This is a genomic window from Mycobacterium europaeum (genome assembly GCF_002102155.1).
Taxonomy (GTDB): Bacteria; Actinomycetota; Actinomycetes; order Mycobacteriales; family Mycobacteriaceae; genus Mycobacterium; species Mycobacterium europaeum.
In genome coordinates, this window is record NZ_LQOU01000045.1 from 1 (window position 1) to 26189 (window position 26189).

Consider the following 26189-nt stretch of genomic DNA (forward strand, 5'->3'; position numbering starts at 1 on the left):
ACCCCCGATGGCCCCGCCACCGCCTCCCGACCCGCAGGCGGCCCCGCCGCCGGCCGCACCAGCGCCGGCACCGAAACCGGCCGGCCCGCCGAACGCGGCGCCCAAGCAGCCGGGCCCCGTTGCGGGCGCCTGACCCTCCCATCTCGTCGCGCGCCTACACTCGGCGGTGATGTCCAGTCATGACACTGCCGACTTGAGCGCGGCAATCCGCACCGCACTGGGGAAAGTGATCGACCCCGAACTACGGCGCCCCATCACCGAACTCGGCATGGTCAAGAGCATCGACACCGAGCCCGACGGCGCCGTGCACGTGGGGATCTACCTGACCACCGCCGCCTGCCCGAAGAAGACCGAGATCAGCGAGCGGGTCACCCAGGCCGTCTCCGACGTGCCGGGTACGGGGGCGGTGAAAGTCACCCTGGACGTGATGAACGACGAGCAGCGCACCGAACTGCGCAAGCAGTTGCGCGGCGACGCCCGCGAACCCGTCATCCCCTTCGCCCAGCCCAACTCGCTGACGCGGGTCTATGCGGTCGCGTCCGGCAAGGGCGGGGTGGGCAAATCCACCGTCACCGTCAACCTGGCCGCGGCGATGGCGGCCCGCGGCCTGTCGGTCGGCGTGCTCGACGCCGACATCCACGGCCACTCCATCCCCCGGATGATGGGCACCACCGACCGGCCCACACAGGTCGAGTCGATGATCCTGCCGCCCATCGCGCACGAGGTGAAGGTCATCTCGATCGCGCAGTTCACCGAGGGCAACACACCGGTGGTCTGGCGGGGTCCGATGCTGCACCGGGCGTTGCAGCAGTTCCTGGCCGACGTCTACTGGGGCGACCTGGACGTCCTGTTGCTGGATCTGCCGCCGGGCACCGGCGACATCGCCATCTCGGTGGCTCAGCTGATCCCGAGCGCCGAGCTGATGGTGGTCACGACGCCGCAGCTGGCCGCCGCCGAGGTCGCCGAGCGGGCGGGCAGCATCGCGATGCAGACCCGGCAGCGCGTGGCCGGGGTGGTGGAGAACATGTCGGGCCTGACCCTGCCGGACGGCTCGACCATGCAGGTGTTCGGCGAGGGCGGCGGCCGGCAGGTGGCCGAACGCCTGTCCCGCGCGATCGGAGCCGATGTGCCGCTGCTGGGCCAGATTCCGCTGGATCCCGCGTTGGTGGCCGCCGGCGATTCCGGCACGCCGATCGTGCTGAGTGCCCCCGACTCCCCGGCGGGCAAGGAACTGCGCGCCGTGGCCGACAAGCTGTCGTCGCGGCGCCGCGGGCTGGCGGGCGTGTCGCTGGGGCTCGACCCGACGCGGCGCTAGGAATCGCTATACCAATTGAGTGTGCACTCAGGATTTTGACTGTGCGCCCACGGCGGGATTTCGGCCGTGATCCCACCCTGGGCTCACACTCAACGCCGTGCGTTCACACTCACGTCGCGTCGGCGTCGAATGGCGCGGGGCCGCCGATGGGGGGCTCGGGCTGCGCCGGCGGCGAGGGCTGTAACGGCGTGACCGCAGCACCGTTGGCCGGCCTGTCGAAGTTGCCGGTGAGGAAGGAATCGTCGCCGTCCAGCAGGTGCTTGGTCAGGGCGGCGCGGGGAGTCATCCCCCGCAGTCTCTGCAGTTCGCTCAGCGGAACCCGCAGCTCGTCGAACTCGGGCCCGAGGTCCTCACGCAGCTGGGTGGTCACCCCGCTGAGGTAGTCGCGCGCCTGGCGCAGCGCGGTCGACGTCCAGCGGATCGCGCCGGGGAGCCGTTCGGGGCCGAGGACCACCAACCCGACCACGACGAGGACCAGGATGTGCTCCCAGCTCAGGCTGCCGAACATCTAGCTGCCGTCGGGGTCGGGCTTGACGGTGAGGGTGACGTGCCGGCCGTCGCGGACCACCTCGACCGGGGAGTCCTGCCCGATGGTCAGCTGGCGCACGGCCACGACGAACTCGTCGGCGTCGGCGACCGTGCGGTTACCGACCTTGACGATGACGTCGTTCTCCAGGATCCCGCCCTTTTGCGCGGGGCTGCCCGCCTTCACGTTGGCGACCTGCGCCCCGGAGGCGATGGCGTTGCTCACCGACCGGGTGCTGATCCCCAGCGTCGGGTGCACGATCTTGCCGTCCTTGATCAGCGTCTGCGCGACTTCCTTCGCCTCGTTGATCGGGATGGCGAAGCCGAGCCCACTCGCGCTGTCGGACAGGGACTTACCCGCGGTGTTGATGCCGATCACCTGTGAATCCATATCGATCAGCGGACCACCGGAGTTGCCGTGGTTGATGGACGCGTCGGTCTGCAGGGCATCGATGACGGTGTCGGTGTCCGAGCCCTCCCCCGACAAGGGAACGGGCCGGTGCAGCGCGCTGATGATGCCGTGGGTCACGGTGCTGCGCAGCCCCAGCGGCGCACCGGCAGCGAGCACCTCGTCGCCGACGCGCACCTTGTTCGAGTCACCGAACCGGGCCACGCTCAGATTGTCGACGTTGTCGACCTTGAGCACGGCCAGGTCGGTCTTGGGGTCGCGGCCGACCAGGTTGGCCGGCACTTCCTTACCGTCGTTGAACACCACGGTCGTCTTGAATTGGCTGGGGTTGTTGGCCGCCTCGGAGATCACGTGGTTGTTGGTGACGATGTAGCCGCGGCCGTCGACCACCACGCCGGAGCCCTGCATGCCCTCCTGGTCGCTCTTGGACTCGATCGTCACCACCGCGTTGGCGGTCGCGGCCGCCACCTTGGCGAAGCGACCGGCCGGGCCTTCGCCGTTGCCGTTGGTCGACAGCGTCACCTTCGAGGTGGTGAACGCCTCGGCGACCTCGGCCGTCTTGCGGCCGACCACCCCGCCGATGACGCCGATGAGCAGCGCGATCAGCAGTAAGACGAGCAACGCCAGGTAGGACACCTTGCCGCCGAACAGCACATCGCGCACCCCGAGCTTGCCGCCGTAGCCCTGCGGCCCCCGCGGTCCCGACGGGGCGACCGCCGGGGTGCCCAGCGCGGCCGCCGCCGACGGGTCACGCCATGGGTCGACCTCGTCCGGCCCGGCGCCGTCCTTCTCGGCCGCCAGCGCGCCGGCGTCGACGGGGTGGCGTTGCAGGGAGTCGGGGCTGCCGGTCGGCCGACTGAACGCCTCCTGAAGCACGGGATCGGCCGGCTCGTCGTGCGGGGAGAACTCGGTCTGGTCCCGATACTTCGGCGGGCGCACGCGATCGGCCACGAAGGATCCGCGCAGCCCGGCGGGGCGGCGGAACAGTTGACGCGACGCGGGGTCGACCGGCGGACGCGAGATGGGGCGCGGCGCCAGACGGTTGCCGCGGTTCTGGCCGCTGTCCTGCTTCTGGTCGAAGCCTTGATCGGAGGTCACGTTACCCCTTTGGATCCTCTTCTTGAGCGCTCGAGACGGGCCCTTGACCGGGCGAGATGTGCGACACCGGCGCGGTCGTGTCCACCCTAGTATCCACGGTTCGGGACACCTCGCCCATGAGCGCACGGGCGGGGTGCGCAAAATTCGGCCGGATCAACCGCGGGGATCTCGAGGAGAAGGAAGCGAGCTAGCGACGCTTGCGCTGTTCACGGGCGTCGCGGTCAGCAAAACGGTCGGCCGCGCTGGTCTCCGCACCCTCTGGCGACTCGTAGGGAATCTCGGCCAGCATCCCGAGCAGCGCGCTCGGGATGCGGATCGGGTGCGAGTCCCGCAGCGCCGCGCGCGCCCGGCTCTGGTCGTCGACCTCGGCCGCGCATTGGGGGCACAGCGACAGGTGGTGCGCCGCCCGCAGGTGCGCGTTCATCCGCAGCTCACCGTCGACGAAGGCCGCGATGGCCTCCACCGACAGGTGCTCGGTGGAACCGAACTGCCGCGGCGCGCCGACGGGCGCATCGCTCTGAGAGGCGAACTGGGCGGGAAGCCAGGAGAACGCGCGCCGGAAGACATGTCCTCGATCGGCCATCACCGGGTCCTTTCATCGCGCCTACCCCTCGAATGTAGCGCGAGGCGACGCGCAATACCGCGTCTACCGGCGGCAAAACCGCTGGCATCGCGGGCCGCGGCGGGCGCGGGGCTACGCCGACTCGGCGTGCAGCGCGTTCCGGCCGGTGCCCTGGTCGGGATGCGCGGCCAGGTAGTCGCGCAGGGCCTGCCGTCCGCGGTGGATGCGGCTGCGCACCGTTCCCAGCTTCACGCCCAGCGTCGCACCGATCTCCTCGTAGGACAGGCCCTCGATGTCACACAGCACGACCGCGGCGCGGAACTCCGGCGGCAGCGAATCCAGCGCCGCCTGCAGATCGGGGCCGAGCCGCGAATCATGGTAGATCTCTTCGGGATTCGGCTCGTCGGCCGGTACACGCTCGTAGTCCTCGGGCAGCGCCTCCATCCGGATCCGGGCGCGCCGGCGCACCATGTCGAGGAACAGGTTGGTGGTGATGCGGTGCAACCAGCCTTCGAACGTTCCCGGCTGATAGTTCTGCACCGACCGGAAAACGCGGATGAACGTCTCCTGGGTGAGGTCCTCGGCGTCGTGCTGATTGCCGGAGAGGCGGTACGCCAGCCGGTACACCCGGTCGGCGTGCTGGCGCACCAGTTCGTCCCACGACGGCATCGTGGACTTGTCCCCGGTCGCGTCGAATACTGCGGTGCCCTGCAAACCGTCGGACTCCTCCGCCCACTCGTTTGCGGGGCAGTCCTGCGCGTGCGACATGCTGGTCGGGCCCAAAAGCGTGGTGATGATCAGATCCTCCGAATCCGTCCTGCCCAAAAGCGACAAGTCGTCACCGGCGGCAACACGTGGCCGCCAGTCCGTATTCCCGTGCCAACGCGCTCCGCGATCCATAGGGACACCGTCGCGTATCGGCGTATGTGCGATATATGAACAATCTGAGCTCAACCTGAGAAACCGGATCGTTACCATCGCTGCGCAGGAGATATCCGCCGCGCGGTGAAGTTAAACGCGTCGGCCCTGCCGGGCGTGTCACGAGGGTGCGGCTTAGGCGTGCCATGCCGGGGTGCGCAACGGAGTGGAATACGCTGCGGGCATGGACGGCACCGACGCAGAACCCCCCGGCCAGCCGGCGCCCAGTCGAGCCGAATCCCTCTTCGCGCACGCCGAGGGGTCGATCTCGGAGGACGCGCTGCTGGCGGCCGCCCGCGAGCGTGCGATGGACATCGGCGCCGGGGCGGTGACCCCGGCAGTGGGTGCGCTGCTGAGCCTGCTGACCAAACTCAGCGGCGGCAAGGCCGTCGCCGAGGTGGGGACCGGAGCGGGGGTCAGCGGGCTCTGGCTGTTATCCGGCATGAGCGACGACGGGGTCTTGACGACGATCGACATCGAGCCCGAGTATCTGCGGCTCGCCAAGCAGGCCTTCTCCGAAGCCGGGATCGGGCCGTCGCGCACCCGGCTGATCAGCGGCCGGGCCCAAGAGGTCCTCACCCGGCTCGCCGACGCGTCCTACGACCTGGTGTTCGTCGATGCCGACCCCGTCGACCAGCCCAACTACGTCATGGAGGGCGTGCGCCTGCTGCGACCCGGAGGCGTCATCGTGGTGCACCGGGCGGCCCTCGGGGGGCGGGCCGGCGATCCCGCCGCCCGCGACGCCGAGGTGGTCGCGGTGCGGGAAGCGGCGCGACTCATCGCCGAGGACGAGCGGCTCACCCCGGCGCTGGTGCCGCTGGGCGACGGCATCTTGGCCGCCGTGCGCGATTAGCCGGCGCACCCGGATCCGACCGATACGAATTCTTGACGCGCCACCCCCTTGACCGGCGACTGAACGCACGTTTAGTGTGCTGAACATGCGTTCAGCCGACCTGACCGCCGCCGCCCGGATCCGGGACGCGGCCATCGAGCGGTTCGGCGAGCAGGGGTTCGGCGTGGGCCTGCGCGCGATCGCCGAAGCGGCAGGCGTGAGCGCCGCGCTGGTCATCCACCACTTCGGCTCCAAGGAGGGCCTGCGAAAGGCGTGTGACGACCACATCGCCGAAGAGATCCGCAACAGCAAGTCCGAGGCGCTTCGATCGAATGACCCCGCCACCTGGTTCGCCCAGCTGGCCGAGATCGAGTCGTACGCACCGATGATGGCCTACCTGGTTCGCAGCATGCAGTCCGGCGGCGAGCTGGCGAAGATGTTGTGGCGCAGGATGATCGACAACGCCGAGGAGTACCTGGACGAGGGCGTGCGAGCCGGCACCATCAAGCCCAGCCGGGACCCGCACGCCCGGGCCCGCTACATGGGCATCACCGGCGGTGGCGGCTTTCTGCTGTATCTGCAGATGCACGAAACCTCAACGGACATCCGGGCGGTCCTGCGCGACTACGCGCGCGAGATGGTGCTGCCCGCGCTGGAGATCTACACCGAAGGGCTGATGGTCGACCGCACCATGTACGACGCCTTCCTGGCCGCAGAAGAGCAAGGAGAAACCGATGCCAGTTGACACTGCCGCGCCGATCGACATCCGCGGCTTGACAAAGAGATTCGGGGCGGTGCGCGCGCTCGACGGCCTCGATCTCACCGTGCGCGAAGGCGAAGTGCACGGCTTCCTCGGCCCCAACGGCGCGGGCAAGTCCACGACCATCCGCACCCTGTTGGGTCTGGTCAAGGCGGACGGCGGCAGCGTGCGACTCCTGGGCGGGGACCCGTGGACCGACGCGGTGCAATTACACCGTCACATCGCCTATGTTCCGGGCGATGTCACGCTGTGGCCGACGCTGACCGGGGGCGAGACCATCGACATGCTGGCCCGCATGCGCGGCGGCATCGATCACCGGCGCCGCGCCGAGTTGATCGAGCGCTTCGACCTCGACCCGCACAAGAAGGCGCGGACCTACTCCAAGGGCAACCGGCAAAAGGTCTCGCTCATCTCGGCCTTCTCCTCGCGAGCCCGGCTGCTGCTGTTGGACGAGCCCAGCAGCGGCCTGGACCCGTTGATGGAGAACGTCTTTCAGCAGTGCGTCGCCGAGGCGCGCGACCGGGGCGCGACGGTCTTGCTGTCCAGCCACATCCTGGCCGAGACCGAAGCGCTGTGCGAGCGGGTGACCATCATCCGGGCCGGCAAGACCATCGAGAGCGGTTCACTGGCCGCGCTGCGGCATCTCAGCCGCACCTCGATCCGGGCCGAAATGACCGGCGATCCCGGTGACCTCACCCGGATCAGGGGGGTCGAGGACGTCAGCGTCGAGGGCCACACGGTGCGCGCGCAGGTCGACGGCGAAAGCCTCGGGGAATTGATCCGCGCGCTCGGGGACGCCGGCGTGCGCAGCCTCGTCAGCCAGCCGCCGACGCTCGAGGAACTCTTCCTGCGCCACTACGACACGGCGGGCAGGGTTTCCGCGTCATGACCACCGCAACCCTGGCTCGGTCGCACCGACCGGCTCACCCCGCGCCGCAACGCCGGCCGAACTTCTCGGGGACGCTCGGGATGCTGCGGCTCTACCTGCGCCGTGATCGAATCTCGCTGCCGCTGTGGGTATTACTGCTGTCGGTACCGCTGGCAACGGTGTACGTGGGCAGCATCGCAAAGGTCTATCCCACCCAGGCCGAACGCGCCGGGTTCGCCGCCACCATCATGGCCAGCCCCGCACAGCGCGCGCTCTACGGGCAGATCTACAACGACAGCCTTGGGGCCGTGGGCATTTGGAAAGCCGGGATGTTCCATCTGCTGATCTCGGTGGCCGTCATCCTGACCGTCATCCGGCATACCCGCGCCGACGAGGAGGCCGGCCGGACCGAGCTGCTGGACTCGACCGCGGTCGGCCGCTACGCCAGCCTCAGCGCCGCGCTGCTGTTGTCCTTCGGGGCCAGCATCGCCACCGGCGTGATCGGCGCGGCGGGGCTGCTCACCACCGGCGTCCCACCGGGCGGGTCGCTCGCCTTCGGCGCCGCGCTCGCCTGCTCCGGCCTGGTGTTCACCGGCGTCGCCGCGGTGACCGCGCAGTTGTCGCCGAGCGCACGGACCGCCCGCGGCGCCGCGTTCGCGGTCCTGGCGGCCGCGTTCACGCTGCGCGCCCTCGGCGACGCCGGTTCCGGCGCGCTGTCGTGGCTCTCGCCGCTGGGCTGGTCGCTGCAAGTGCGGCCCTACGCGGGCGACCACTGGGCGGTGCTGGCGCTGCACGTGGCGACCACCGTCGCGCTCACCGCGATGGCGTATCGGCTGCTGGCCGGCCGCGATGTCGGCGCCGGGCTCTTCGCCGAACGCCCCGGCCCCGGCTCGGCCGCGCCCGCGCTGGGCAACGTGTTCGGGCTGGCGTGGCGGCTGGACCGCGGCGCCCTGCTGCTGTGGACCGTGGGCCTCTGCCTGTATGGCGTCCTGATGGGCAGCGTCGTGCACGGCATCGGCGACGAGCTCGGCAACAGCAACGCCGCGCGCGACATCGTCGTCCGGATGGGCGGCACCAACGCGTTGGCGGAGGCCTTCATCGCCGTCGCGTTCACCATGCTGGGCATGGCGGCCGCCGCGTTCGCCGTCTCGCTGACACTGCGATTGCACCAGGAGGAAACGGGTCAACGAGCCGAGACGACCCTGGCCGGCGCGGTGTCCCGGACCCGTTGGCTGGCGAGCCACGTACTGGCGGCGATGCTGGGGTCCGCGGCGGCCATGCTGGTCAGCGGCGTGGCCGGCGGGCTCGTCTACGGCGCCGCGGCCGGCGACGTCGGCGGCAAGGTGGCCGTCATGGTGGGAAGCGCGGCCGTCCAGCTGCCCGCCGTCTGGCTGCTGTCGGCGGTGACCGTCGCCGCGTTCGGTCTCGCGCCGCGATTCACGCCGGTGGCCTGGGGCGTTCTCGTCGGGTTCATCGCCTTGTACCTGATCGGGTCGTTGGCCGGCTTCCCGCAATGGTTGCTCGACCTGGAACCGTTCGCCCACGCGCCCCGGGTCGGCGCGGATTTCACCGGCGTGCCACTGCTTTGGCTGTTGGCCATCGACACCGCACTCGTTACGCTCGGCGTCATGGCTTTCCGGCGCCGGGACCTGCGTAGCTAGGAGGCGTTGTGAAAACCGGCATCCGCGTGGCGCTGACGTCGATCTGGGGAATCGTCTCGTTCGGCTTGATCGTCTTCGTACCGGCGGGCACGTTGCGCTATTGGCAGGCATGGGTTTTCATCGCCGTCTTCATGGCGGCGACGATCGTCCCCGTGGTCTACCTGGCGCGCAACAACCCCGCCGCCCTGCAGCGGCGCATGAAAGCGGGTCCGCGGGCGGAACCCCGGGCGATCCAGAAATTCATCATCACCGGCTCGTTTCTGACCCTCTTCGCGACGATGGTCTTCAGCGCGCTCGACCACCGGTTCGGCTGGTCGTCGGTGCCGGCCTGGCTGTGTGTGGTCGGCGACGTGCTGGTGGCGACGGGACTCGGGGTCGCCATGCTGGTGATCGTCCAAAACGGTTATGCCGCCGCCACCATCACCGTGGAAACGGGCCAGACGCTGGTGACCGACGGGCTCTACCGATTCGTGCGCCACCCCATGTACGTCGGAAACGTCATCATGATGATCGGCATGCCCTTGGCGCTCGGCTCCTATTGGGGACTGTTGTTCGTCATTCCCGGCGGCCTCATGCTCGCGCTGCGCATCCTCGACGAGGAGAAGTTGCTCACCGAGCAGCTGACCGGGTACCGCGACTATCGCCGACGGGTGCGCTACCGGCTGGTGCCCTACATCTGGTGACGGCCGAGACGACCCGCGCGTCACCGGCGCGAGCGGGGACCGCCCCGGCTAGATCCAGACGCCCTTGCCCACCGCGACCACACCGCCGGCGCTGATGGCGAAGCGCTCCCGGTCCTTCTCCAGGTCCACGCCGACCATCTCGCCGGGGCCGACGACGACGTTCTTGTCGAGGATGGCGTGGCGTACCACCGCGCCCCGGCCGACCCGCGCGCCCGGCATGATCACGCTGCCCTCCACGATCGCCCCGTCGTCGACCACGACGTTGGACGACAGCACGGAGTTGCGCACCGAGGCCGCCGAGATGATGCTGCCGGCGCCGACCACCGACTCCTGCGCCGAGCCGCCGTTGACGAATTTGGCCGGCGCCAGGTTCTCGGACTCCCCGCGGATCGGCCAGCGCTTGTTGTAGAGGTTGAACACCGGGTGCACCGACACCAGGTCCATGTGCGCGTCGTAGAACGCGTCCAGCGTCCCCACGTCACGCCAGTAACCCCGGTCGCGGTCGGTGGCGCCGGGTACCTCGTTGTCTTTGAAGTCGTAGACCGCGGCCATCCCGTCGCCCACCAAGCGGGGGATGATGTCGCCGCCCATGTCGTGGTCGGAGTGGTCGTCGTCGGCGTCGGCACGTATCGCGTCGATGAGCACCTTCGTGGTGAAGATGTAGTTGCCCATCGACACGAAGGTCGACTCCGGATCATCCGGTGTGCCCGGCGGATCCAAGGGCTTCTCCACGAAGTCGCGGATCCGGCCGGAATCGTCGGCGTCGATGCACCCGAAGGCGGTGGCCTCGCTACGCGGCACGCGGATGCCGGCCACCGTTGCGCCGGCCCCGCTTTCGATGTGGAACTGGACCATCTGCTCGGGGTCCATCCGGTACACGTGGTCGGCGCCGAAAACGACTATGTAGTCGGGGTCTTCGTCGTAGATCAGATTGAGCGACTGGTAGATCGCGTCGGCGGAGCCGGTGTACCAGCGCGGGCCCAGACGCTGCTGCGCGGGCACCGGGGTGATGTACTCACCGGCCAGGCCGGACAGCCGCCAGTTCTGCGAAATATGACGGTCCAGTGAATGCGACTTGTACTGAGTGAGAACGCAGATCCGCAAGTAGCGCGCATTGACGAGGTTGGACAGCACGAAATCGATCAGCCGATAGGCGCCGCCGAAGGGAACCGCAGGCTTGGCCCGGTCCGCGGTCAGCGGATACAGCCGCTTGCCCTCACCGCCGGCCAGGACGATGCCCAGCACGTGTGGCGCTTCCCTCATGGTTTCAACCTATCGGCCGTCGCGAAACGCTGCCAGAGGGACCGCGCTATTGACGGTGTTCTGTGCGGCTGTCCGTCAAGGTATTTGGCAACCCGGAACCCCACCACGGATTGTCGGCCCGACTCGCGGGGCTGGCCGCGAGCGAACTACCGTGCGGGTATGCGGGTGGCGATGATGACTCGGGAGTACCCACCAGAGGTCTACGGGGGCGCCGGTGTACATGTCACCGAACTGGTCGCCCAACTGCGCCGATTGTGCGCGGTCGACGTGCACTGCATGGGCGAGCCGCGGCCGAACGCCTTCGTGCACCAGCCCGATCCGCGCTTGCGGGGAGCCAACGCGGCGCTCACGACGTTGTCCGCGGACCTGATGATGGCCAACGCCGCGTCCGCGGCCGACGTCGTTCATTCGCACACCTGGTACACCGGCATGGCCGGGCACCTGGCCGCGCTGCTCTACGACGTCCCCCACGTTCTGACCGCGCATTCGCTCGAGCCGCTGCGGCCGTGGAAGGCCGAACAGCTCGGCGGTGGCTATCGCGTGTCGACGTGGGTGGAGCACACCGCGGTGCAGGCCGCGCACGCGGTCATCGCGGTCAGCTCCGCGATGCGCGAAGACATCGTGCGGGTCTACCCCGCCCTGGATCCCAGCCTGGTGCACGTCATCCGCAACGGGGTCGACACCGACGTCTGGCATCCGGCCGGGCCGATGCAAACGGGCTCTGTGCTGGCCGAACTCGGGGTCGACCCGAACCGGCCCACCGTGGCATTCGTCGGCCGGATCACCCGGCAGAAGGGCGTGGCCCACCTGGTGGCGGCGGCGCACCACTTCGACCCCGAGGTGCAGGTGGTGCTGTGCGCGGGCGCCCCCGACACCCCGGAGATAGCCGACGAGATCCGGTCCGCGGTGGCGCGGCTGATCGACCAGCGGCGGGGCGTGTTCTGGATCAGGGAGATGCTGCCCGTCGGCGAGCTGCGCGAAATCCTATCGGCCGCAACGGTTTTCGTATGTCCATCGGTGTATGAGCCGCTGGGTATCGTGAACTTGGAGGCGATGGCGTGCGCGACGCCCGTGGTGGCGTCCGACGTCGGTGGGATACCCGAGGTGGTCGTCGACGGGGTGACCGGCTCGCTGGTGCATTACGACGCCGGCGACCCGGCCGGTTACCAGACCAGGCTGGCCGACGCGGTCAACGCTCTCGTCGCCGACCCCGAGAAGGCGAAGCGCTACGGCCGGGCGGGGCGCCAGCGCTGCATCGAGGAATTCTCCTGGGCCCGCGCGGCCGAGCAGACCCTGGACGTCTATCGAAAGGTGTGTACGTAGCGCGGCCGTCGGCCGGCACGTCTTAGCTGGAGCTCGTGACACCCTTGAGTTCGTCACCGAGGGCCGCGGCTTCGTCGGGCGTCAGCTCAACGACCAGTCGACCGCCACCCTCAAGTGGTACCCGCATCACGATGCCGCGCCCCTCCTTGGTTGCTTCCAGAGGACCGTCGCCGGTCCGGGGCTTCATCGCCGCCATCGAGTGCTCCCTCCAGGTTCGAGCTGGCCCGCCTTTGCGGACCTGGTCGGCGCCGAGCATGCCCCGCCAGCGATTTTCCAGCCATACCCGACATCGAACTGCCAAATCACCCCCCCATTGTTCCCTATCCAGGTCACGAGTTGTACAAAGACCCGGTTCTCCGGGCTTAGCGGGCGGCTGAAGAGCGACCGCCCGACGGCATCGTCACCGGGCGGAAGGCACCCAACAATCCCGGACATGGTCGTCGACCATCCCCGTTGCCTGCATCAGCGCATAGGCGGTGGTCGGCCCCACGAAGCGGAACCCCCGCCGCTTGAGCTCGCGCGCCATGGCCTTCGATTCCTCGCTCGCCGAGGGAATTTCGGAGCCGTCAGCGGGCCGGGGACGCGGCTCCGGCGCAAACGACCACAGCAGCTTCGACAGGTCCGCCGCACCCCCCAGCTCGGCCGCGGCGCGCGCGTTGGCGATCGTCGCGTCGATCTTGGCCCGGTTGCGCACGATGCCCGTGTCCGCCATCAGCCGCTGCACATCGGCCTCCGTGTAGCCGGCGACCTCCTCGAAATCGAACCCGGCGAAAGCGCGCCGGAAGTTCTCCCGTTTGCGCAGGATGATCAGCCAGGACAGGCCGCTTTGGAAGGCCTCCAGGCTCATCCGCTCGAACAGCGCCACCCCGTCGTGCACCGGGCGGCCCCACTCCTGGTCGTGGTAGTCGCGGTACATCTGGAAATCCGGGCCGGGCCGAATGGCCGCCCAACCACACCGGACCAGCTCGTCATCGCTCACATCTAGCCCTGACGATCCTCGCCGCCCCCGGGTTCCACGGACTCGGCCTCGCCCTCGGCCGCCGCGGGGGCATGCACCGCGGCCAGCTCACCGCGCAGCGCCTCGAGCTCGCGGGCGAGCCGGTCCAGCACCCAGTCCACCTCGCTGGTCTTGTATCCGCGCAGCACCTGGGTGAATTTGACGGCGTCCACGTCCGCACCCGTCACACCGTAGGCGGGCAACACCGTCGCGGTCGTCCCCCGCGGCAGGGGCGGCAGCTGCTCACCCCGACCGAACAGCAGACTCGCCGCGCCGAACAGCACGATCGCCACCAGCACCAGGACCACCAGGTACAGCAACACCAACGCCACGTCGTCGATACTGCCCTATGCCGCCGACACCGCGGCGAAGCAGCGGGTCCTCAGCGCGGCCGCAGGACCGTCATGGGGGGGCGGTCAGCCAGCGACACCGGGGAGGTGTGCTGGGTGTAGCCCTGGCCATCGGGTCCGTCCTGGCCAACGGCGAAGAACTGCGTCAAGCCGACCCCCGAGTCGGGAACCCCGCAGCGCGAGAGCAGGGTCGCGATGACCTGGCGGCTCATCGCGCCGAGCTCGGCCAGCGGCCGGTTGCGGTGTGCGCGCACACCCAGGTTGACCTGCGCGATCGCGTCGGCACCCAGCCGGTCGAAGGTGTCCAGCAACAGGCCGATCTCCACCCCGTAGCCCGGCGCGAACGGCACCGACGTCAGCAGCTCACGGGTGGCCGCGTACTCCCCGCCGAGCGGCTGCAGGATGCCGCCCAGCTCCGGCCGCAACGCCGCGAGCAGCGGCCGGGCCACCAGCTCGGTGACCCGCCCGCCGCCGGTGGCACCCGCGGCGCCCCCCACGTCGCCGACCTGCAGCGGCCGCCGGTAGAAGCTTTTGACCAGGTGGATGCCGTCACCCGTGAGCAACGGGCCGACCAACCACGGCACGAACATCGGGTGCGGGTTGATCAGGTCGGAGTCGACGAACACGACGATGTCGCCGCTGGTGGCCGCGAGCGAGCGCCACAGCGCCTCCCCCTTGCCGGGCCGGATGGGCACCTCGGGCAGGGCCTGCTCGCGGCTGACGACGCGGGCGCCGGCGGCGACGGCGCGGATCTCGGTGTCATCGGTCGAACCGGAATCCAGCACGATCAGCTCGTCGACCAACCCGTCGACCAGCGGGGAGATGCTGTCGACCACCGATTCGATGGTTTCTTCCTCGTTGAGCGCCGGCAGCACCACCGAGATGGTCCGCCCCGCCTTCGCCGCCTCGAGCTCGGCGACGGTCCAGCTGGGGCGGTTCCAGCTCCGATCGGACAGCCAGGTGTCGCCGGGCCGGGCGGACAGCACCGCGTCCGCGGTCAGGTCGCCGGCGACCAGGTCGGATGCCGTCATGCCAGCCCCCTCACCGTGCGCGCCGGCGGGCGTATCCCCTGGATGGACGCCACCATCTCCAGCACCCGCCGCGTCGCGGCGACCTCGTGCACGCGAAACATGCGCGCTCCGGCGGCGGCCGCCAGCGCGGTGGCCGCCAGCGTCCCCTCCAGCCGCTCGGTCAATTCCACACCCAAAGTCTCCCCGACGAAGTCCTTGTTACTCAAAGCCATCAGCACGGGCCACCCGGTACTAACAAGATCGTCCAGGTGACGCAACAACAGCAGGCCGTGGAAGGTGTTCTTGCCGAAATCGTGGGCCGGGTCGATCAGCACGCGGTCGCGGGCCACCCCGTGGGCGACCGCGCGCTCGGCGGCCGCGGTGACCTGGCGAATGACGTCGTCGACCACGCCGCGCGTGCTGGCCCCGTAGCTCACCCGGAACGGACGCGTGCGGGGCAGCGCGCCGCCGGTGTGCGAGCACACCAGCCCGGCGCCGAACTCGGCGGCGACCTCGGGCAGGGCCGGGTCGATGCCACCCCAGGTGTCGTTGATCAGATCCGCCCCGGCCGCGCAGGCCACCTTGGCCACCTCGGATCGCCAGGTGTCGACGCTGATCAGCTGGTCCGGATAGGCGTCGCGCAGCCATTCGATGAAGGGGATCAACCGGGCGATCTCGGTCTGGGTGTCGACCTCCTGGCCGGGGCCGGCCTTGACCCCGCCGACGTCGATGACGTCGGCGCCCTCGGCGACGGCCCGGTGTGCGGCGGCCCTGGCGGCCTCGTCGCTGAACGTCGCGCCCTTGTCGTAGAACGAGTCGGGGGTGCGGTTCACGATCGCCATGATCAGCGGGCGATCGCCGGCGACCGGACGGCCGCACCAGGTGGATCGGCCGGCCGTCGCCGACGGTGTGAATTGCACGCGTCTATGGTGCCCGGTCACCGGGTTACGCGCCGCCCCGGGATCGGGTGTGCGGCCGGGGCGCGGTGTCACGGCGTGTCGCCACCGCCGGCGCACACCCGACGCCATGGGTGCACACCCGGTGCGAGCAGCGCACACTCAGCCGCGCGGCCGCTTACCGTCGGCGACTTCGTCGGGGTACTCGTCGTAGTACGGCACGTAGCCCTCGTCGCGGCCGGCCAGCACGTAGAGCGGGTCCGTGATGTCGGACCCGTAGGCCTGCTCGCGCAGCTCCACCTTGCGGCTCTTGAACGTCGTGGTGTGCTCCAGCGACTCCACGACCCGCACGAACAGCGGCAACGCATAGGCGGGCAGCTGGCCGTATACCGCGCGGGCCAACGACTTGCCGTCGAACTCCGCGCCGTCGCGCAGCTTGACCGCGGCCATCCCGGCGCGGCCGCCGGTGCGGGGGATCTCCACGCCGAACACCGTGCATTCCTCGACGGACGGGTCGGACGCCAACGCCGCCTCCACCTGGGTGGTGGCGACGTTCTCCCCCTTCCACCGGAAGGTGTCGCCGAGCCGGTCGACGAACGCGGCGTGCCCCATGCCCTGCGGGCTCATCACGTCACCGGAGTTGAACCACACGTCGCCCTCGCGGAAGGCGTTGCGCACCAGCTTCTTCTCGCTCGACTCCTTGTCGGTGTAGCCGTCGAACGGCTGCAGCCGGTTGACCGGGCTGAGCAGCAGGCCCGGCTCCCCGGAGGGCACCCGGCGCACCCGTCCGTTGTCGTCGCGCAGCGGGGCCCCGGTGTCGGGGTCGTACTCCACGTAGGCCAGCGGCATCGGGAAGACACCGGTCGTGCGGGGCACGTTGAAGACGTTGATGAACGCGGTGTTGCCCTCGCTGGAGGCGTAGAACTCGCAGACCCGGCCGATGTCGAACCGGTTGGTGAACTCGTCCCAGATCTCCGGGCGCAGCCCGTTGCCGGCGATCACCCGCACCTGGTGCGCGCGGTCGGTGACCTTGCTCGGCTGGTTGAGCAGGTACCGGCAGATCTCGCCGATGTAGATGAACGCCGTGGCTTCCGCGGCGATCACCTCGTCCCAGAACTTCGACGCCGAGAACGACTTGCCCAGCGCCAGCGTCGCGCCCGAGTTGATCACCGACGACAGCGCGACGGTGAGGGCGTTGTTGTGGTACAGGGGCAGGCAGCTGTAGAGGGTGTCGGAGCTCTTGAGCCGCAACCCGATTCCGCCGAACGCCGCGAGCGCCTTGAGCCACCGCAGGTGGGTCATCACGCTGGCCTTGGGGAACCCCGTCGTGCCCGAGGTGAAGATGTAGAACGCGGTGTCCCTGGCCTGCACGGCCGACACCGACGCCGGGTTGGTGGCGGGGGCGCTGACGGCGAACCGCTCCAGGTCCTCGATGGTCATCGTCTCGGTGTCGCCCACGCCGCCGCACTCGGCGACCGCGCTGACCAGGTCGCTCTCCGCGACCAGGACCTTGGCCTTCAGCAAACCCAGGCTGTGCGCGAGCACCTCGCCCCGCTGGTGGTAGTTCAGCATTCCGGCGACGGCACCGCACTTGACCGCGGCCAGCATGGTCAGCACCGCGTTGGGCGAGTTGCGCAGCATGATCGCGACGACGTCGCCGCGTCCGACGCCGTGGGCGGCCAGCACCGCGGCGTACCTGTTGGCGGCGGCGTTGGCGTCGCGGTAGGTGAGTTGCTGGTCGCCGAACCGCAGGAAGATCCGGTCCCCGTAGCGGGCGGCCCGCTCCTGGAACACCGTGCCGATCGACTTCTTCGAACCCGGCTGGGCCAGCAGGCCGGTCATCGCCCCGCGCATGATCACCGGCATATCGGCCAGCAGGCCCGGCGCCCGCGACGCGATGTCGGTCAGTTTGACCGCGGTCCGCGCTCCCCCGTCGTGATCGGCCACGTCATCCCTCGATTCTGCGTATACAACTCGGCGGACAGCCTAATAGGGATAACGATGTTGCCGGCGCGCTCAGTCCGGTGCGCACGCCTCGACGGCGTCGCTCACCTTGTCGACCAGCAATAACCGGTCCATCGCCGGCTGCGAGACGTACCCACTGTCGAGCAACCCGCCCAGCCAGGCCCACAGCCCTTGGTAATGCCCCAGCGGATCCAGCATGACGATGGGTTTGCGGTGCAGACCCAGGTAGCCCGTGGTCCACGAGTCCAGCAACTCGTCCAGGGTGCCCACGCCGCCGGGGAGCACGATGAACGCGTTGGCGCGCTCCTCCATCACGTGCTTTCGCTCGTGCATGGTCTCGGTGACGATCAGCTCGTCGGCGTCGATGTCGGCGATCTCGACGCGCATCAGCACCTGGGGGATGACGCCGACGGTCCGGCCCCCGCGGGCGCGCGCGGCGGTCGCCACCGCGCCCATCGCCGACACCCGGCCCCCGCCCCACACCAGGGTCCAGCCACGCTCGGCGACCGCCTCGCCGAGTTCGGCGGCGACCGCAAGCAATTCGCGATGTTGCGGGCCGGACGCGCAGTACACGCACACCGCCCAGTCGCCTGTTGGCTCGGGTTCCGGGCGCATACACCGAAAGGTAGACCAAGCTTGCTGACGGCCGCACACCGCGCGCAATAAAATCCGGCGATGCCGATTCGATGGAACGTCCCCCGGCACGCGCCGGCCCTTCAGCGGCTGGAGGCGGCGCTGGCGACCGGGAGGGGCGCCGTCGTGCTCGGACCGGACGGCTGCGGCAAGTCCACGCTGGCGCGGTTGGCCGTCGACGACTTCGGCCGCCGGCACCCCGGCACGCGCGTGCGCTGGGTCACCGGAACCCCGACCGAGCGCGCGGTTCCCTTCGGCGCGTTCAGCCACCTGGTGCACATCGCCGACATCGGCAAGCCGGCCGCGCTGTTGCGCGCCGCCCGCGCGTCGCTGGACGGTGACGACCTGCTGCTGGTGGTCGACGACGCCCACGACCTGGACATCCTGTCGGCCACGCTGGTGTACCAGTTGGCGCTGGCCGGCAAGGCCGGAATGGTCGTCACCGGCCGCGCGGATCCGGCTCCCGAGGCCATCGCGGCGCTGTGGACCGACGGCCTGCTGCCCCGAATCGACATCGAGGCGCCCGGCGGGACGACCACGCCGGCCGAGGTCGACGCCTTCCTCGCCGAAATGCCGGCCGACGCCCGGGCGGTGCTGGACTATCTGGCCGTGGCCGAGCCGCTGTCGCTGGCGGATCTGAGCGTCCTCGCCGGCGCGGATGCGGTGAGCGCGGCGAGGGACTGCGGGGCGGCGGAGACGCGGGTGCGCGGTGGGGCCTCGGACGACCCGGTGGTCTACACGGCCCACCCGCTGTTCGCCGAGCGGGCGCACGTCGCGCTGGGCGGTGATGGCGCGCGGCGCCGCCGCACCGACGTGGTGCGGCTGTTGTCGCAGCATCCGTCGGAGCACCTCAGCGACCGGCTGCGGTTGGCGTCGCTGGCCCTGGACAGCGACGCCCCCCAGCCGGCGGCCGAGCTGGTCGCCGCCGCGCAGCAGGCGCTGCGGCTGGGCGATCTCGCCCTCGGCGAACGGCTGGCCTCCTCGGCCCTGGAGCGGTCGGGCGGGTTGGCGGCGCGGCTGGCTTTGGCACACGCCCTGGGCTGGCAGGGCCGCGGCCGCGAGGCCGACGCGGTGCTGGCCGGCCTGGATCCCACCGCGTTGACCGAAGCCGCCCTGATGGACTGGGCGCTGCTGCGCGCGGCCAACCAATTCTGGATGCTCAGCGAGCCCGAGCGGGCCACCGCGTTCTTGCGCACCATCCGCAATCGCGTGTCGGATGCGGGCGCGCGCACCACCCTCGACGCGCTGAGCGCCACGTTCGCGATGAACGCCGGCAACGTCGAGCACGCCGTGAAGGTCGCCGACGCGGTGCTGGCCACCCCGGAGGCCGACGACCAGGCGGTGGCCTGGGCGGCCAGCGCGGCGGCGCTGTGCGCGGCCCGGCAGGGGCGTTTCGACGACGTCGAGCTGCTGGCCCAGCGGGCCCTGGCCGCCGAACATCCCGGGTTGCTGCGCTTCACGATCGGGCTGGGGCAGACCACCGCGTTGCTGATGGCGGGCCGGCTCGAGGCGGCCCGCGAACTCGCCCAGCAGTTCACCGATTTCGCCGAGCTGCAGCAGCCGGGCCGGGCGATCGGCGAGGTGCTGCTGGCGCACGTCCTGCTCGCCGGCGGCGAGTTCGCCCAAGCCGCAGCGCTACTCGGCCCCGCCGGCGCCACGCTGGAGCGCACCGGGTATTCGTGGGGCCCGTTGTCGTTGACGCTGCTGGCCACCGCGCTGGCCCAGCAGGGCGACATCGCCGCCGCGGGAAAGACGTTGGGCCGGGCCGAATCCCGGCACGGTACCAAATCGGCGCTGTTCGCGCCGGAGCTCGGCGTAGCCCGGGCATGGCGGCTGGCGTCGATGCGTGACCAGCACGGTGCGGTGGCCGCAGCCCGCGACGCCGCCCGGATGGCCGAACGCGGCGGGCAGCGGGCCGTGGCGCTGCGCGCATGGCACGACGCCGTGCGACTCGGCGACACCCGGGCGGTCGATCCGCTGGCCCGGATCTGCGACGACATCGACTGCCGGGCAGGAGAACTCGCGCTTGCACACGGGCGGGCGCTGGCCAGCGGCGACGCGGCGGCGCTGCTGGCGGTATCGGACGACCTGGCGGCGGTGGGCATGCGGGCGGCGGCGGGCGACGCCGCCGCGCAGGCGCAGCGCTGCGGCGCTCGCTAGCGGCTCAAGTACTCGCGCAGCATCGCCACCGCGGCGGTGATGTTGGCGACCGGAACGCTCTCGTCGCGCTTGTGCGCCAGGTTCGGATCACCCGGGCCGAAGTTGACCGCCGGGATGCCCAGCGCGGCGAAGCGGGCGACGTCGGTCCACCCGTACTTCGCCCGCACCTGGCCACCGGCCGCCTCGACCAGGGCCTTGGCCGCGGGCTGGGACAGGCCGGGCATGGCGCCGGCGGCGGCGTCGGTCTGTTCGATGTGCACGTCGAGCCCGTCGAACACCTCGTGCACGTGCTGCAGCGCGGCGGTCACCGACCGGTCGGGGGCGAAGCGGAAGTTGACCGTGACCGCGGCGGCGTCGGGGATCACGTTGCCCGCGACGCCGCCGTCGACGCGCACCGCGGACAGGCCCTCGCGGTACTGGCAACCGTCGATGTCCACGGTGCGGGCGGTGTAGGCGGCCAGCCGGTCCAGGACGGCGCCCAGTTTGTGAATCGCGTTGTCGCCCAACCACGGCCGCGCCGAGTGGGCGCGCGTGCCGGTGGCCGAGATCACGACGCGCAGCGTGCCCTGGCAGCCGGCCTCGATGTATCCGCCGGTGGGTTCGCCCAGGATGGCCACGTCGGCGGACAGCCAGTCCGGCAGCTCGCGCTCGATGCGGCCCAAACCGTTTGCCGCCGCGTCGATTTCCTCGCAGTCGTAGAACACCAGCGTCAGATCGTGGACGGGTTCGGCCACGGTAGCGGCCAGATGCAGGAAGACCGCGTCACCCGATTTCATGTCCGCGGCGCCGCATCCGTACAGGTCGCCGCCCTCCCGGCGGCTGGGCAGGTTGCCGGCGGCCGGGACGGTGTCCAGGTGTCCGGCCAGCAGCACCCGCGACGGCCGCTGGCGCCGGGTGCGCGCCAGCACGGCGTTGCCGTTGCGCACGATCTCGAAGCCGGAGGTCTGAGCCCGCAGCGCGGCCTCCACCTCGTCGGCCAGGCGCGCCTCGTCGCGCGATTCGCTGGGGATGTCGACCAACGCGGCGGTCAGCTCGATCGGATCCCCGCGTAAGTCCAGCACGCCCCCAAGGGTAATGGGTCGCCTTCATTCGGCGAGCAGACACAGAATCGCGCTATCGACCGCCCTGGGATGCGATTCTGCGTCTGCTCGGCGGCCCAAGTAACCTGACCGCCGTGACTGGAGCTGTAGGGATCGGGCTGGCGACGCTGGCCGCCGACGGATCGATCCTCGACACGTGGTTTCCCGCACCGGAACTGACCGCACCGGGCACCGGGGGCACGTCGCGCCTCGCGCCGTCGGATGCCCCGCCGGAGTTGGCCGCGCTCGTCGGCCGGGACGACGACCGCGGAACCGAGAGCGTCGCCGTGCGCACGGTCATCGGCTCGCTCGACGACGTGGCCGCCGACGCCTACGACGCCTACCTGCGGCTGCATCTGCTGTCGCACCGGCTGGTGGCGCCGCACGGGCTGAACGCCGGCGGCCTGTTCGGAGTATTGACCAATGTCGTGTGGACCAACCGCGGGCCGTGCGCGATCGAGGGGTTCGAGGCGGTCCGGGCGCGGCTGCGCCGGCACGGCCCGGTGACCGTCTACGGCATCGACAAGTTCCCGCGGATGGTCGACTACGTCGTGCCCACCGGCGTGCGCATCGCCGACGCCGACCGGGTGCGGCTGGGCGCGCACCTGGCGCCGGGGACGACGGTGATGCACGAGGGCTTCGTCAACTACAACGCCGGCACGCTGGGCGCGTCGATGGTCGAGGGCCGCATCTCCGCCGGCGTGGTGGTGGGCGACGGGTCGGACATCGGCGGCGGCGCGTCCATCATGGGCACGCTGTCCGGCGGCGGAACGGAAGTCATCTCGATCGGCAAGCGGTGCCTGCTCGGCGCCAACGCGGGGCTGGGCATCTCGCTCGGCGACGACTGCGTCGTCGAGGCCGGCCTGTACGTGACCGCGGGCACCAAGGTCGCCACGCCCGACGGACAGGTGCTCAAGGCCGCCGAGCTGTCCGGCGGCAACAACCTGTTGTTCCGCCGCAATTCGGTCACCGGGGCCGTCGAGGTGGTGGCCCGCGGCGGTCAGGGCATCGCCCTCAACGAGGACTTGCACGCCAACTGAGCTACCCGGCGGCGTCTATCCGGCCCTCGTAGAGCGGCGCGGTCCCGTTGGTTTCCGGCAGTAGATACGTGCAGACCAGGCTGGTCAGGGCAAGAAGGCCCAGCATCAGGCCGATCGCCCAGCTGCCATAGGTGGCCAGCAACGTTCCGGCCAGCAGCGGCGGCAACGCGCCACCGATCACCCCGGCCAGGTTCTGTGCCAGTGCCGAGCCACTGTAGCGGTAGCGGGTGGCGAACAGTTCGGGCACGAACGCCGCGGTGGGTCCCGAGCCGATCGCGGTGAGGGCGAACATGCCCACGATGGCGACCACATACCAGGCGGGTCTGCCGGTGTCGATCAGCGGGATGATGACGAACGACCACGCCAGGCACCCCGTCCAACCCAGCAACATGATGCGGCGGCGTCCGACCCGGTCGGACAACGTGGCCGACAGCGCGACGCAGGAGATGCTCACCAGCCCTACGAGCGCGCCGACGGACCAGATGAAGCCGCGCGAATAACCCAGGTGTGAATGCGCGTACATGACGAGGTAGGTGTTGCCCATGTAGACGAAGCCGAAGGCGGTCATCATGCTCCCGGCGGCCAGCCCGATCTCCCGGCGCTGCAGGCGCAGCGCCTCGGTGGTCGGCGCCTTGGGGATCAGGTTGTGCGCCTTCTCCTCGGCAAAGACCGGGGTCTCGTCGATGTTGAGCCGCACGTACAGGGCGATTCCGATCAGCGCGGCGCTGACCAGGAACGGAATGCGCCACCCCCACTGCAGGAACGCGGGGCTGTTCTCGCCGATGGTGACGTTCACGCCGAGAAAGGTCAGACTGCTCAGCACCGCCGCGGTACCACCACCGAGCAGCGTGAACATGCCGTAGCGGCCCCGTTGGCCACTCGGCGCGTACTCCGCGCTCAGCAATGCCGAGCCCGCCCACTCGCCGCCGACGGCGAATCCCTGCAGCAGCCGCAGGCCGACCAGGATCAGCGGGGCCGCCATCCCGATGGCCGCGGTGCTGGGCACCAGGCCCACGCCGACGGTGGAGACGGCCATGATCAGCAGCGTCGCTATCAGCGTCTTTTTGCGGCCCAGCCGATCTCCGAAGTGGCCGAAGACGGCCGCGCCGAGCGGCCGGGACAGGAAGGCGGAGGCGAAGGTTCCCATCGAGCCGATCATGGCCACCGTGGGACTAAGGCGCGGGAAAAACACGGCGGGGAACACCAGCGCCGCCGCGGTCCCGTAGATCAGGAAGTCGTAGAACTCGATGGCCGAGCCGACGAGGCAGGCGGCGGCGATCCGCCGCATGGGGGTGGCGGGCGCCGCGGCGCCCGCCATGGTGGCGGTGCCCACGGACCGATGCGGGTCACCCGTGTGGCCGCTCGCTGCCCGGTCGGATCGATACACGGTTACGACGGTAGGTGAAGCGTCACGGTCACGCTCGCGCTGAAGCTGGCAACTTGCTGCGTGTCGAGCGGTCAGCCCTCGGTCAGCAGCTGCTTCTTGAGCACCTTGCCCATCGCGTTGCGGGGCAGCGCATCGACGAGGCGGACCTCGCGCGGCCGCTTGTGCACCGAAAGCTCCTGGGCGACGCGGTCGATCAGGTCGTCGGGGTTCAGGTCGGCCGCGCCGACGACGAACGCGACGATGCGCTGGCCCAGGTCGGCGTCCGGCATCCCCACGACCGCCGCCTCCCGCACGCCGGGATGCCCGAGCAACGCCGTCTCGATTTCCCCGGCGCCGATCCGGTAGCCGCCGGACTTGATCAGGTCGACCGACTCGCGGCCTACGATGCGGTGCATGCCGCCGCCGTCGATGACCGCGACGTCGCCGGTGCGGTACCAGCCGCCGGCGTCGAACGCCTCGGCGGTGGCCTCGGGGCGGTTGAGGTAACCGTCGAACATCATCGGACCCCGAACCTCGAGCTTCCCAACGGTTTCCCCGTCGTGCGGCACCTCCGCGCCGGTGTCGTCGAGCAGCCTGGTCTGCACGCCGGTCAGCGGGAGGCCCACCCACCCGGCGCGTCGCTCGCCGTCCGCGCGGGTCGACAGGGTGATCAGCGATTCGGAGGCTCCGTACCGTTCGACCGGCTCGTGCCCGGTGAGCTCGACCAGCCGCCGGAACACCGGCACCGGCAGCGGCGCGCTGCCCGAGACCAGTAGCCGAGCCGGCCGCAGCGCCCGGGCCGCCGCCTCGTCGGACCCCACCCGCGACCACACCGTCGGCACGCCGAAGAACAGCGTGCCCCCGGCATCGGCGGCCTGGGCGTAGCCCGCCGGCGTCGGTTTCCCGGTGTGCACGAAGCGATTCCCCACCCGCAGCGACCCGAGCAATCCCAGCACCAGCCCGTGCACGTGGAACAGCGGCAGGCCGTGCACCAACACGTCGTCGGCCGTCCATTGCCAGGCCTGGACCAGGGCGTCGAGGTCGGCCGCGATCGCGCGCCGGCTCAGCACCACGCCCTTGGGCAGGCCGGTGGTGCCGGAGGTGTAGATGATCATCGCGGTGGCGTCGGGCGACGGCTCGGGGTAGCGGTGCCAGGACCGGGCGTGCAGTCGCACCGGGATGTGCGGCAGGCCCTCCGGCTCGTCCGGCACGGGGCCGAGCCAGGCCTGCGCCGCCGAATCGGTCAGCATGTGCCGGCGTTCGGCGGCGCCGACGTCGGCGGGCACCGGGACGAAGGGGACGCCGGCGATCAGGCACCCGGTCACCGCGAGCACCGTCGCCGCGGTGGGCGTGGCCAGGATCGCGACCCGGTCCGCGCCGCCGACCCGCTCGGCCACCGACGTGGCGGCGCCGACCAGGTCGCTGCGGCTCAGCACGGCGCCGTCGATACGTACCGCGTCGGCGATGTCGGTGGCGGTGACCGCCGCGGGGTTCAGTGACGCCAGCAGCACGTGAGCAGGCTACCCGGCGTCGGGAACGTCAGTTCTGCTCGTCCCAGATCTTCGTCAGCGTGGACAGGATCTCCTCGCCGCGGCCCAGCCCGCCGAGGTGGCTTTCGCCGTGCAGCACGATCAGCTCGGCGTCGGGCAGCAGGGATACCACGTGCTCGCCGTGGGCGAACGGGACGATGTGGTCGCTGTCGCCGTGCCACCAGCGGACCGGGACCTTGACCTCGTCGAGCCGGAAGCCCCAGTCCCGGGTGAACAGGATGATGTCGTTGAACGGGGCCGCCAGCTGCTTGCGGCTGCCGTTGAGCAGGTCGTCGAGGAACATGGCCCCGAACTCCGGCCGGGTGAGCAGCCGGCGGTCGCCCTCCGGGGATATCGCGGCATACAGATAGAGCGCGGGATTCGCGACCGGGCGGACCATCCGGACCACCAGGCTGGCGCCGATCCGCAGCGGATCACCGCCCAGCCGCAGCAGCGGCGCCACCCGCTTGCCCAGGTTCATCAGGCCGCTGGTGATCCCCTCGTCGCCCAGGAACGGCGCGACGCCGCCGAGCACGCCGGCCGCGACGACCCGGTCGTGCAGCACCGCGGCGGACGCGAGCGCGTACGGGCCACCGCCGGACAGGCCGATGACGGCCATCTTGTCGATGCCCAGCGTGTCCGCGATCGTCCGCAGGTCGTCGCCGAACGCCCGGATGTTCTCGTACCGGTGCGGCGTCGACGAACCGATGCCCGGCCGGTCCAGGCCGATCAGGCGGATATTGTGCTGCTCGGCGTAGACCCGGGCCTCGACCGGGATCTGCCGGCGGGCGCCGGGGGTGCCGTGCAGCCAGAACATCGCGCGCCCTTGCGGGTCACCGAACTCGGCGAAGCCGATCTGGCGGTCCTCGCCGACGGCGACGTTTCCCTCGAGCTTGGGGCGGGCGATCTCGATGGCCATGCCAGCAGCCTTGCACGTGACGGGCCGT

25 protein-coding genes are annotated in these 26189 nt (G+C 70.4%); 9 read left to right on the forward strand and 16 right to left on the reverse strand.

Translation table 11 applies throughout. The features are described from left to right. Positions 1 to 169: 169 nt before the first annotated feature. Positions 170 to 1315: an Mrp/NBP35 family ATP-binding protein gene (locus AWC03_RS20750; protein WP_085242600.1), complete on the forward strand. Its 1146-nt coding sequence runs from the start codon at positions 170 to 172 to the stop codon at positions 1313 to 1315. A gap of 109 nt (positions 1316 to 1424) precedes the next feature. Here AWC03_RS20750 and tatB read toward each other — a convergent pair whose 3' ends face one another. The 4 genes from tatB to sigE all read right to left on the reverse strand — a co-directional run bounded on the left by tatB (position 1425) and on the right by sigE (position 4809). Next, positions 1425 to 1823, reverse strand: a complete 399-nt coding sequence (gene tatB / locus AWC03_RS20755; protein ID WP_085242601.1) for a Sec-independent protein translocase protein TatB — start codon at positions 1821 to 1823, stop codon at positions 1425 to 1427. Further along, positions 1824 to 3347 carry a serine protease HtrA gene (gene htrA / locus AWC03_RS20760; protein WP_085242602.1) on the reverse strand — a complete coding sequence of 508 codons (1524 nt, stop codon included), beginning with the start codon at positions 3345 to 3347 and terminating at the stop codon, positions 1824 to 1826. Between the two features lie 187 nt (positions 3348 to 3534). Then, entirely contained in the window at positions 3535 to 3930 is a 396-nt protein-coding gene (gene rseA, locus AWC03_RS20765) for an anti-sigma E factor RseA (RefSeq protein ID WP_085242603.1), read from the reverse strand. 111 nt (positions 3931 to 4041) lie between these two features. Beyond that, entirely contained in the window at positions 4042 to 4809 is a 768-nt protein-coding gene (gene sigE, locus AWC03_RS20770; protein ID WP_085242604.1) for an RNA polymerase sigma factor SigE, read from the reverse strand. A 202-nt stretch (positions 4810 to 5011) separates the two neighbouring features. Between sigE and AWC03_RS20775 the strand changes: the two genes are divergently transcribed. The 5 genes from AWC03_RS20775 to AWC03_RS20795 all read left to right on the forward strand — a co-directional run bounded on the left by AWC03_RS20775 (position 5012) and on the right by AWC03_RS20795 (position 9631). After that, positions 5012 to 5680, forward strand: a complete 669-nt coding sequence (locus AWC03_RS20775) for an O-methyltransferase (RefSeq protein WP_085242605.1) — start codon at positions 5012 to 5014, stop codon at positions 5678 to 5680. An 85-nt stretch (positions 5681 to 5765) separates the two neighbouring features. Then, positions 5766 to 6404, forward strand: a complete 639-nt coding sequence (locus AWC03_RS20780; RefSeq protein WP_085242630.1) for a TetR/AcrR family transcriptional regulator — start codon at positions 5766 to 5768, stop codon at positions 6402 to 6404. Then, positions 6394 to 7308 carry an ABC transporter ATP-binding protein gene (locus tag AWC03_RS20785; RefSeq protein ID WP_085242606.1) on the forward strand — a complete coding sequence of 305 codons (915 nt, stop codon included), beginning with the start codon at positions 6394 to 6396 and terminating at the stop codon, positions 7306 to 7308. The genes AWC03_RS20780 and AWC03_RS20785 overlap by 11 nt, the downstream gene beginning before the upstream one ends. Further along, positions 7305 to 8948, forward strand: coding sequence for an ABC transporter permease (locus tag AWC03_RS20790; protein ID WP_142278453.1), 1644 nt, complete (start codon positions 7305 to 7307; stop codon positions 8946 to 8948). The genes AWC03_RS20785 and AWC03_RS20790 overlap by 4 nt, the downstream gene beginning before the upstream one ends. A gap of 8 nt (positions 8949 to 8956) precedes the next feature. Further along, a complete protein-coding gene (locus AWC03_RS20795) occupies positions 8957 to 9631 on the forward strand; it encodes a methyltransferase family protein (protein ID WP_085242608.1) in 675 nt (224 codons plus the stop codon). A gap of 48 nt (positions 9632 to 9679) precedes the next feature. Here the strand turns inward: AWC03_RS20795 and glgC are convergent, their stop codons facing one another. Further along, positions 9680 to 10894, reverse strand: a complete 1215-nt coding sequence (glgC, locus tag AWC03_RS20800) for a glucose-1-phosphate adenylyltransferase (protein WP_085242609.1) — start codon at positions 10892 to 10894, stop codon at positions 9680 to 9682. 159 nt (positions 10895 to 11053) lie between these two features. Here glgC and glgA point away from each other — a divergent pair, with 159 nt between their 5' ends. Further along, positions 11054 to 12217 carry a glycogen synthase gene (gene glgA / locus AWC03_RS20805; protein ID WP_085242610.1) on the forward strand — a complete coding sequence of 388 codons (1164 nt, stop codon included), beginning with the start codon at positions 11054 to 11056 and terminating at the stop codon, positions 12215 to 12217. 22 nt (positions 12218 to 12239) lie between these two features. Here glgA and AWC03_RS20810 read toward each other — a convergent pair whose 3' ends face one another. The 7 genes from AWC03_RS20810 to AWC03_RS20840 all read right to left on the reverse strand — a co-directional run bounded on the left by AWC03_RS20810 (position 12240) and on the right by AWC03_RS20840 (position 18050). Then, entirely contained in the window at positions 12240 to 12413 is a 174-nt protein-coding gene (locus AWC03_RS20810; RefSeq protein WP_003878471.1) for a DUF3117 domain-containing protein, read from the reverse strand. Between the two features lie 204 nt (positions 12414 to 12617). After that, a complete protein-coding gene (locus tag AWC03_RS20815) occupies positions 12618 to 13196 on the reverse strand; it encodes a DNA-3-methyladenine glycosylase I (RefSeq protein WP_085242611.1) in 579 nt (192 codons plus the stop codon). A gap of 2 nt (positions 13197 to 13198) precedes the next feature. Beyond that, the gene (locus AWC03_RS20820; RefSeq protein ID WP_085242612.1) at positions 13199 to 13546 is read right to left on the reverse strand and encodes a DivIVA domain-containing protein; all 348 of its coding nucleotides are present in this window, start codon (positions 13544 to 13546) and stop codon (positions 13199 to 13201) included. A 50-nt stretch (positions 13547 to 13596) separates the two neighbouring features. Beyond that, complete coding sequence (locus tag AWC03_RS20825) at positions 13597 to 14595, reverse strand: glucosyl-3-phosphoglycerate synthase (protein WP_085242613.1); 999 nt, start codon at positions 14593 to 14595, stop codon at positions 13597 to 13599. Continuing rightward, positions 14592 to 15602 carry a dihydropteroate synthase gene (gene folP, locus AWC03_RS20830; RefSeq protein WP_420845688.1) on the reverse strand — a complete coding sequence of 337 codons (1011 nt, stop codon included), beginning with the start codon at positions 15600 to 15602 and terminating at the stop codon, positions 14592 to 14594. The genes AWC03_RS20825 and folP overlap by 4 nt, the downstream gene beginning before the upstream one ends. Before the next feature lie 30 nt (positions 15603 to 15632). Further along, complete coding sequence (gene fadD6, locus AWC03_RS20835) at positions 15633 to 17417, reverse strand: long-chain-acyl-CoA synthetase FadD6 (protein ID WP_085242614.1); 1785 nt, start codon at positions 17415 to 17417, stop codon at positions 15633 to 15635. Positions 17418 to 17486: 69 nt separating this feature from the next. Continuing rightward, positions 17487 to 18050: an LOG family protein gene (locus AWC03_RS20840; RefSeq protein ID WP_085242615.1), complete on the reverse strand. Its 564-nt coding sequence runs from the start codon at positions 18048 to 18050 to the stop codon at positions 17487 to 17489. A gap of 60 nt (positions 18051 to 18110) precedes the next feature. Here AWC03_RS20840 and AWC03_RS20845 point away from each other — a divergent pair, with 60 nt between their 5' ends. Beyond that, on the forward strand, positions 18111 to 20228 hold the full coding sequence (locus AWC03_RS20845; protein ID WP_169716542.1) for an AAA family ATPase: 2118 nt from the start codon (positions 18111 to 18113) through the stop codon (positions 20226 to 20228). Here the strand turns inward: AWC03_RS20845 and dapE are convergent. Continuing rightward, positions 20225 to 21289 (reverse strand): succinyl-diaminopimelate desuccinylase, encoded by a 1065-nt coding sequence (dapE, locus tag AWC03_RS20850; protein WP_085242616.1) that lies wholly within the window; start codon positions 21287 to 21289, stop codon positions 20225 to 20227. The genes AWC03_RS20845 and dapE overlap by 4 nt on opposite strands. Before the next feature lie 104 nt (positions 21290 to 21393). Between dapE and dapD the strand changes: the two genes are divergently transcribed. Continuing rightward, entirely contained in the window at positions 21394 to 22347 is a 954-nt protein-coding gene (gene dapD / locus AWC03_RS20855) for a 2,3,4,5-tetrahydropyridine-2,6-dicarboxylate N-succinyltransferase (RefSeq protein ID WP_142278454.1), read from the forward strand. Position 22348: 1 nt separating this feature from the next. Here dapD and AWC03_RS20860 read toward each other — a convergent pair whose 3' ends face one another. The 3 genes from AWC03_RS20860 to AWC03_RS20870 all read right to left on the reverse strand — a co-directional run bounded on the left by AWC03_RS20860 (position 22349) and on the right by AWC03_RS20870 (position 26161). After that, the gene (locus AWC03_RS20860) at positions 22349 to 23635 is read right to left on the reverse strand and encodes an MFS transporter (protein WP_085242633.1); all 1287 of its coding nucleotides are present in this window, start codon (positions 23633 to 23635) and stop codon (positions 22349 to 22351) included. 170 nt (positions 23636 to 23805) lie between these two features. Next, positions 23806 to 25224, reverse strand: coding sequence for an acyl-CoA synthetase (locus AWC03_RS20865; RefSeq protein ID WP_085242618.1), 1419 nt, complete (start codon positions 25222 to 25224; stop codon positions 23806 to 23808). A gap of 28 nt (positions 25225 to 25252) precedes the next feature. Further along, positions 25253 to 26161: an alpha/beta fold hydrolase gene (locus AWC03_RS20870; protein ID WP_085242619.1), complete on the reverse strand. Its 909-nt coding sequence runs from the start codon at positions 26159 to 26161 to the stop codon at positions 25253 to 25255. Between the last annotated feature and the right edge of the window lie 28 nt (positions 26162 to 26189).

Excerpts from the sequence above, each read along its gene's own strand:
- sigE (WP_085242604.1), bottom strand. The coding sequence starts at position 4,809 with ATGGATCGCGGAGCGCGTTGGCACGGGAATACGGACTGGCGGCCACGT.
- AWC03_RS20780 (WP_085242630.1), top strand. The coding sequence starts at position 5,766 with ATGCGTTCAGCCGACCTGACCGCCGCCGCCCGGATCCGGGACGCGGCC.
- rseA (WP_085242603.1), bottom strand. The coding sequence starts at position 3,930 with ATGGCCGATCGAGGACATGTCTTCCGGCGCGCGTTCTCCTGGCTTCCC.
- AWC03_RS20840 (WP_085242615.1), bottom strand. The coding sequence starts at position 18,050 with ATGCGCCCGGAACCCGAGCCAACAGGCGACTGGGCGGTGTGCGTGTAC.
- tatB (WP_085242601.1), bottom strand. The coding sequence starts at position 1,823 with ATGTTCGGCAGCCTGAGCTGGGAGCACATCCTGGTCCTCGTCGTGGTC.
- folP (WP_420845688.1), bottom strand. The coding sequence starts at position 15,602 with ATGGCGTCGGGTGTGCGCCGGCGGTGGCGACACGCCGTGACACCGCGC.
- AWC03_RS20790 (WP_142278453.1), top strand. The coding sequence starts at position 7,305 with ATGACCACCGCAACCCTGGCTCGGTCGCACCGACCGGCTCACCCCGCG.
- glgA (WP_085242610.1), top strand. The coding sequence starts at position 11,054 with ATGCGGGTGGCGATGATGACTCGGGAGTACCCACCAGAGGTCTACGGG.
- AWC03_RS20825 (WP_085242613.1), bottom strand. The coding sequence starts at position 14,595 with ATGACGGCATCCGACCTGGTCGCCGGCGACCTGACCGCGGACGCGGTG.
- AWC03_RS20870 (WP_085242619.1), bottom strand. The coding sequence starts at position 26,161 with ATGGCCATCGAGATCGCCCGCCCCAAGCTCGAGGGAAACGTCGCCGTC.
- glgC (WP_085242609.1), bottom strand. The coding sequence starts at position 10,894 with ATGAGGGAAGCGCCACACGTGCTGGGCATCGTCCTGGCCGGCGGTGAG.
- AWC03_RS20785 (WP_085242606.1), top strand. The coding sequence starts at position 6,394 with ATGCCAGTTGACACTGCCGCGCCGATCGACATCCGCGGCTTGACAAAG.
- AWC03_RS20810 (WP_003878471.1), bottom strand. The coding sequence starts at position 12,413 with ATGGCGGCGATGAAGCCCCGGACCGGCGACGGTCCTCTGGAAGCAACC.
- AWC03_RS20775 (WP_085242605.1), top strand. The coding sequence starts at position 5,012 with ATGGACGGCACCGACGCAGAACCCCCCGGCCAGCCGGCGCCCAGTCGA.
- AWC03_RS20845 (WP_169716542.1), top strand. The coding sequence starts at position 18,111 with ATGCCGATTCGATGGAACGTCCCCCGGCACGCGCCGGCCCTTCAGCGG.
- AWC03_RS20750 (WP_085242600.1), top strand. The coding sequence starts at position 170 with ATGTCCAGTCATGACACTGCCGACTTGAGCGCGGCAATCCGCACCGCA.
- AWC03_RS20860 (WP_085242633.1), bottom strand. The coding sequence starts at position 23,635 with ATGCGGCGGATCGCCGCCGCCTGCCTCGTCGGCTCGGCCATCGAGTTC.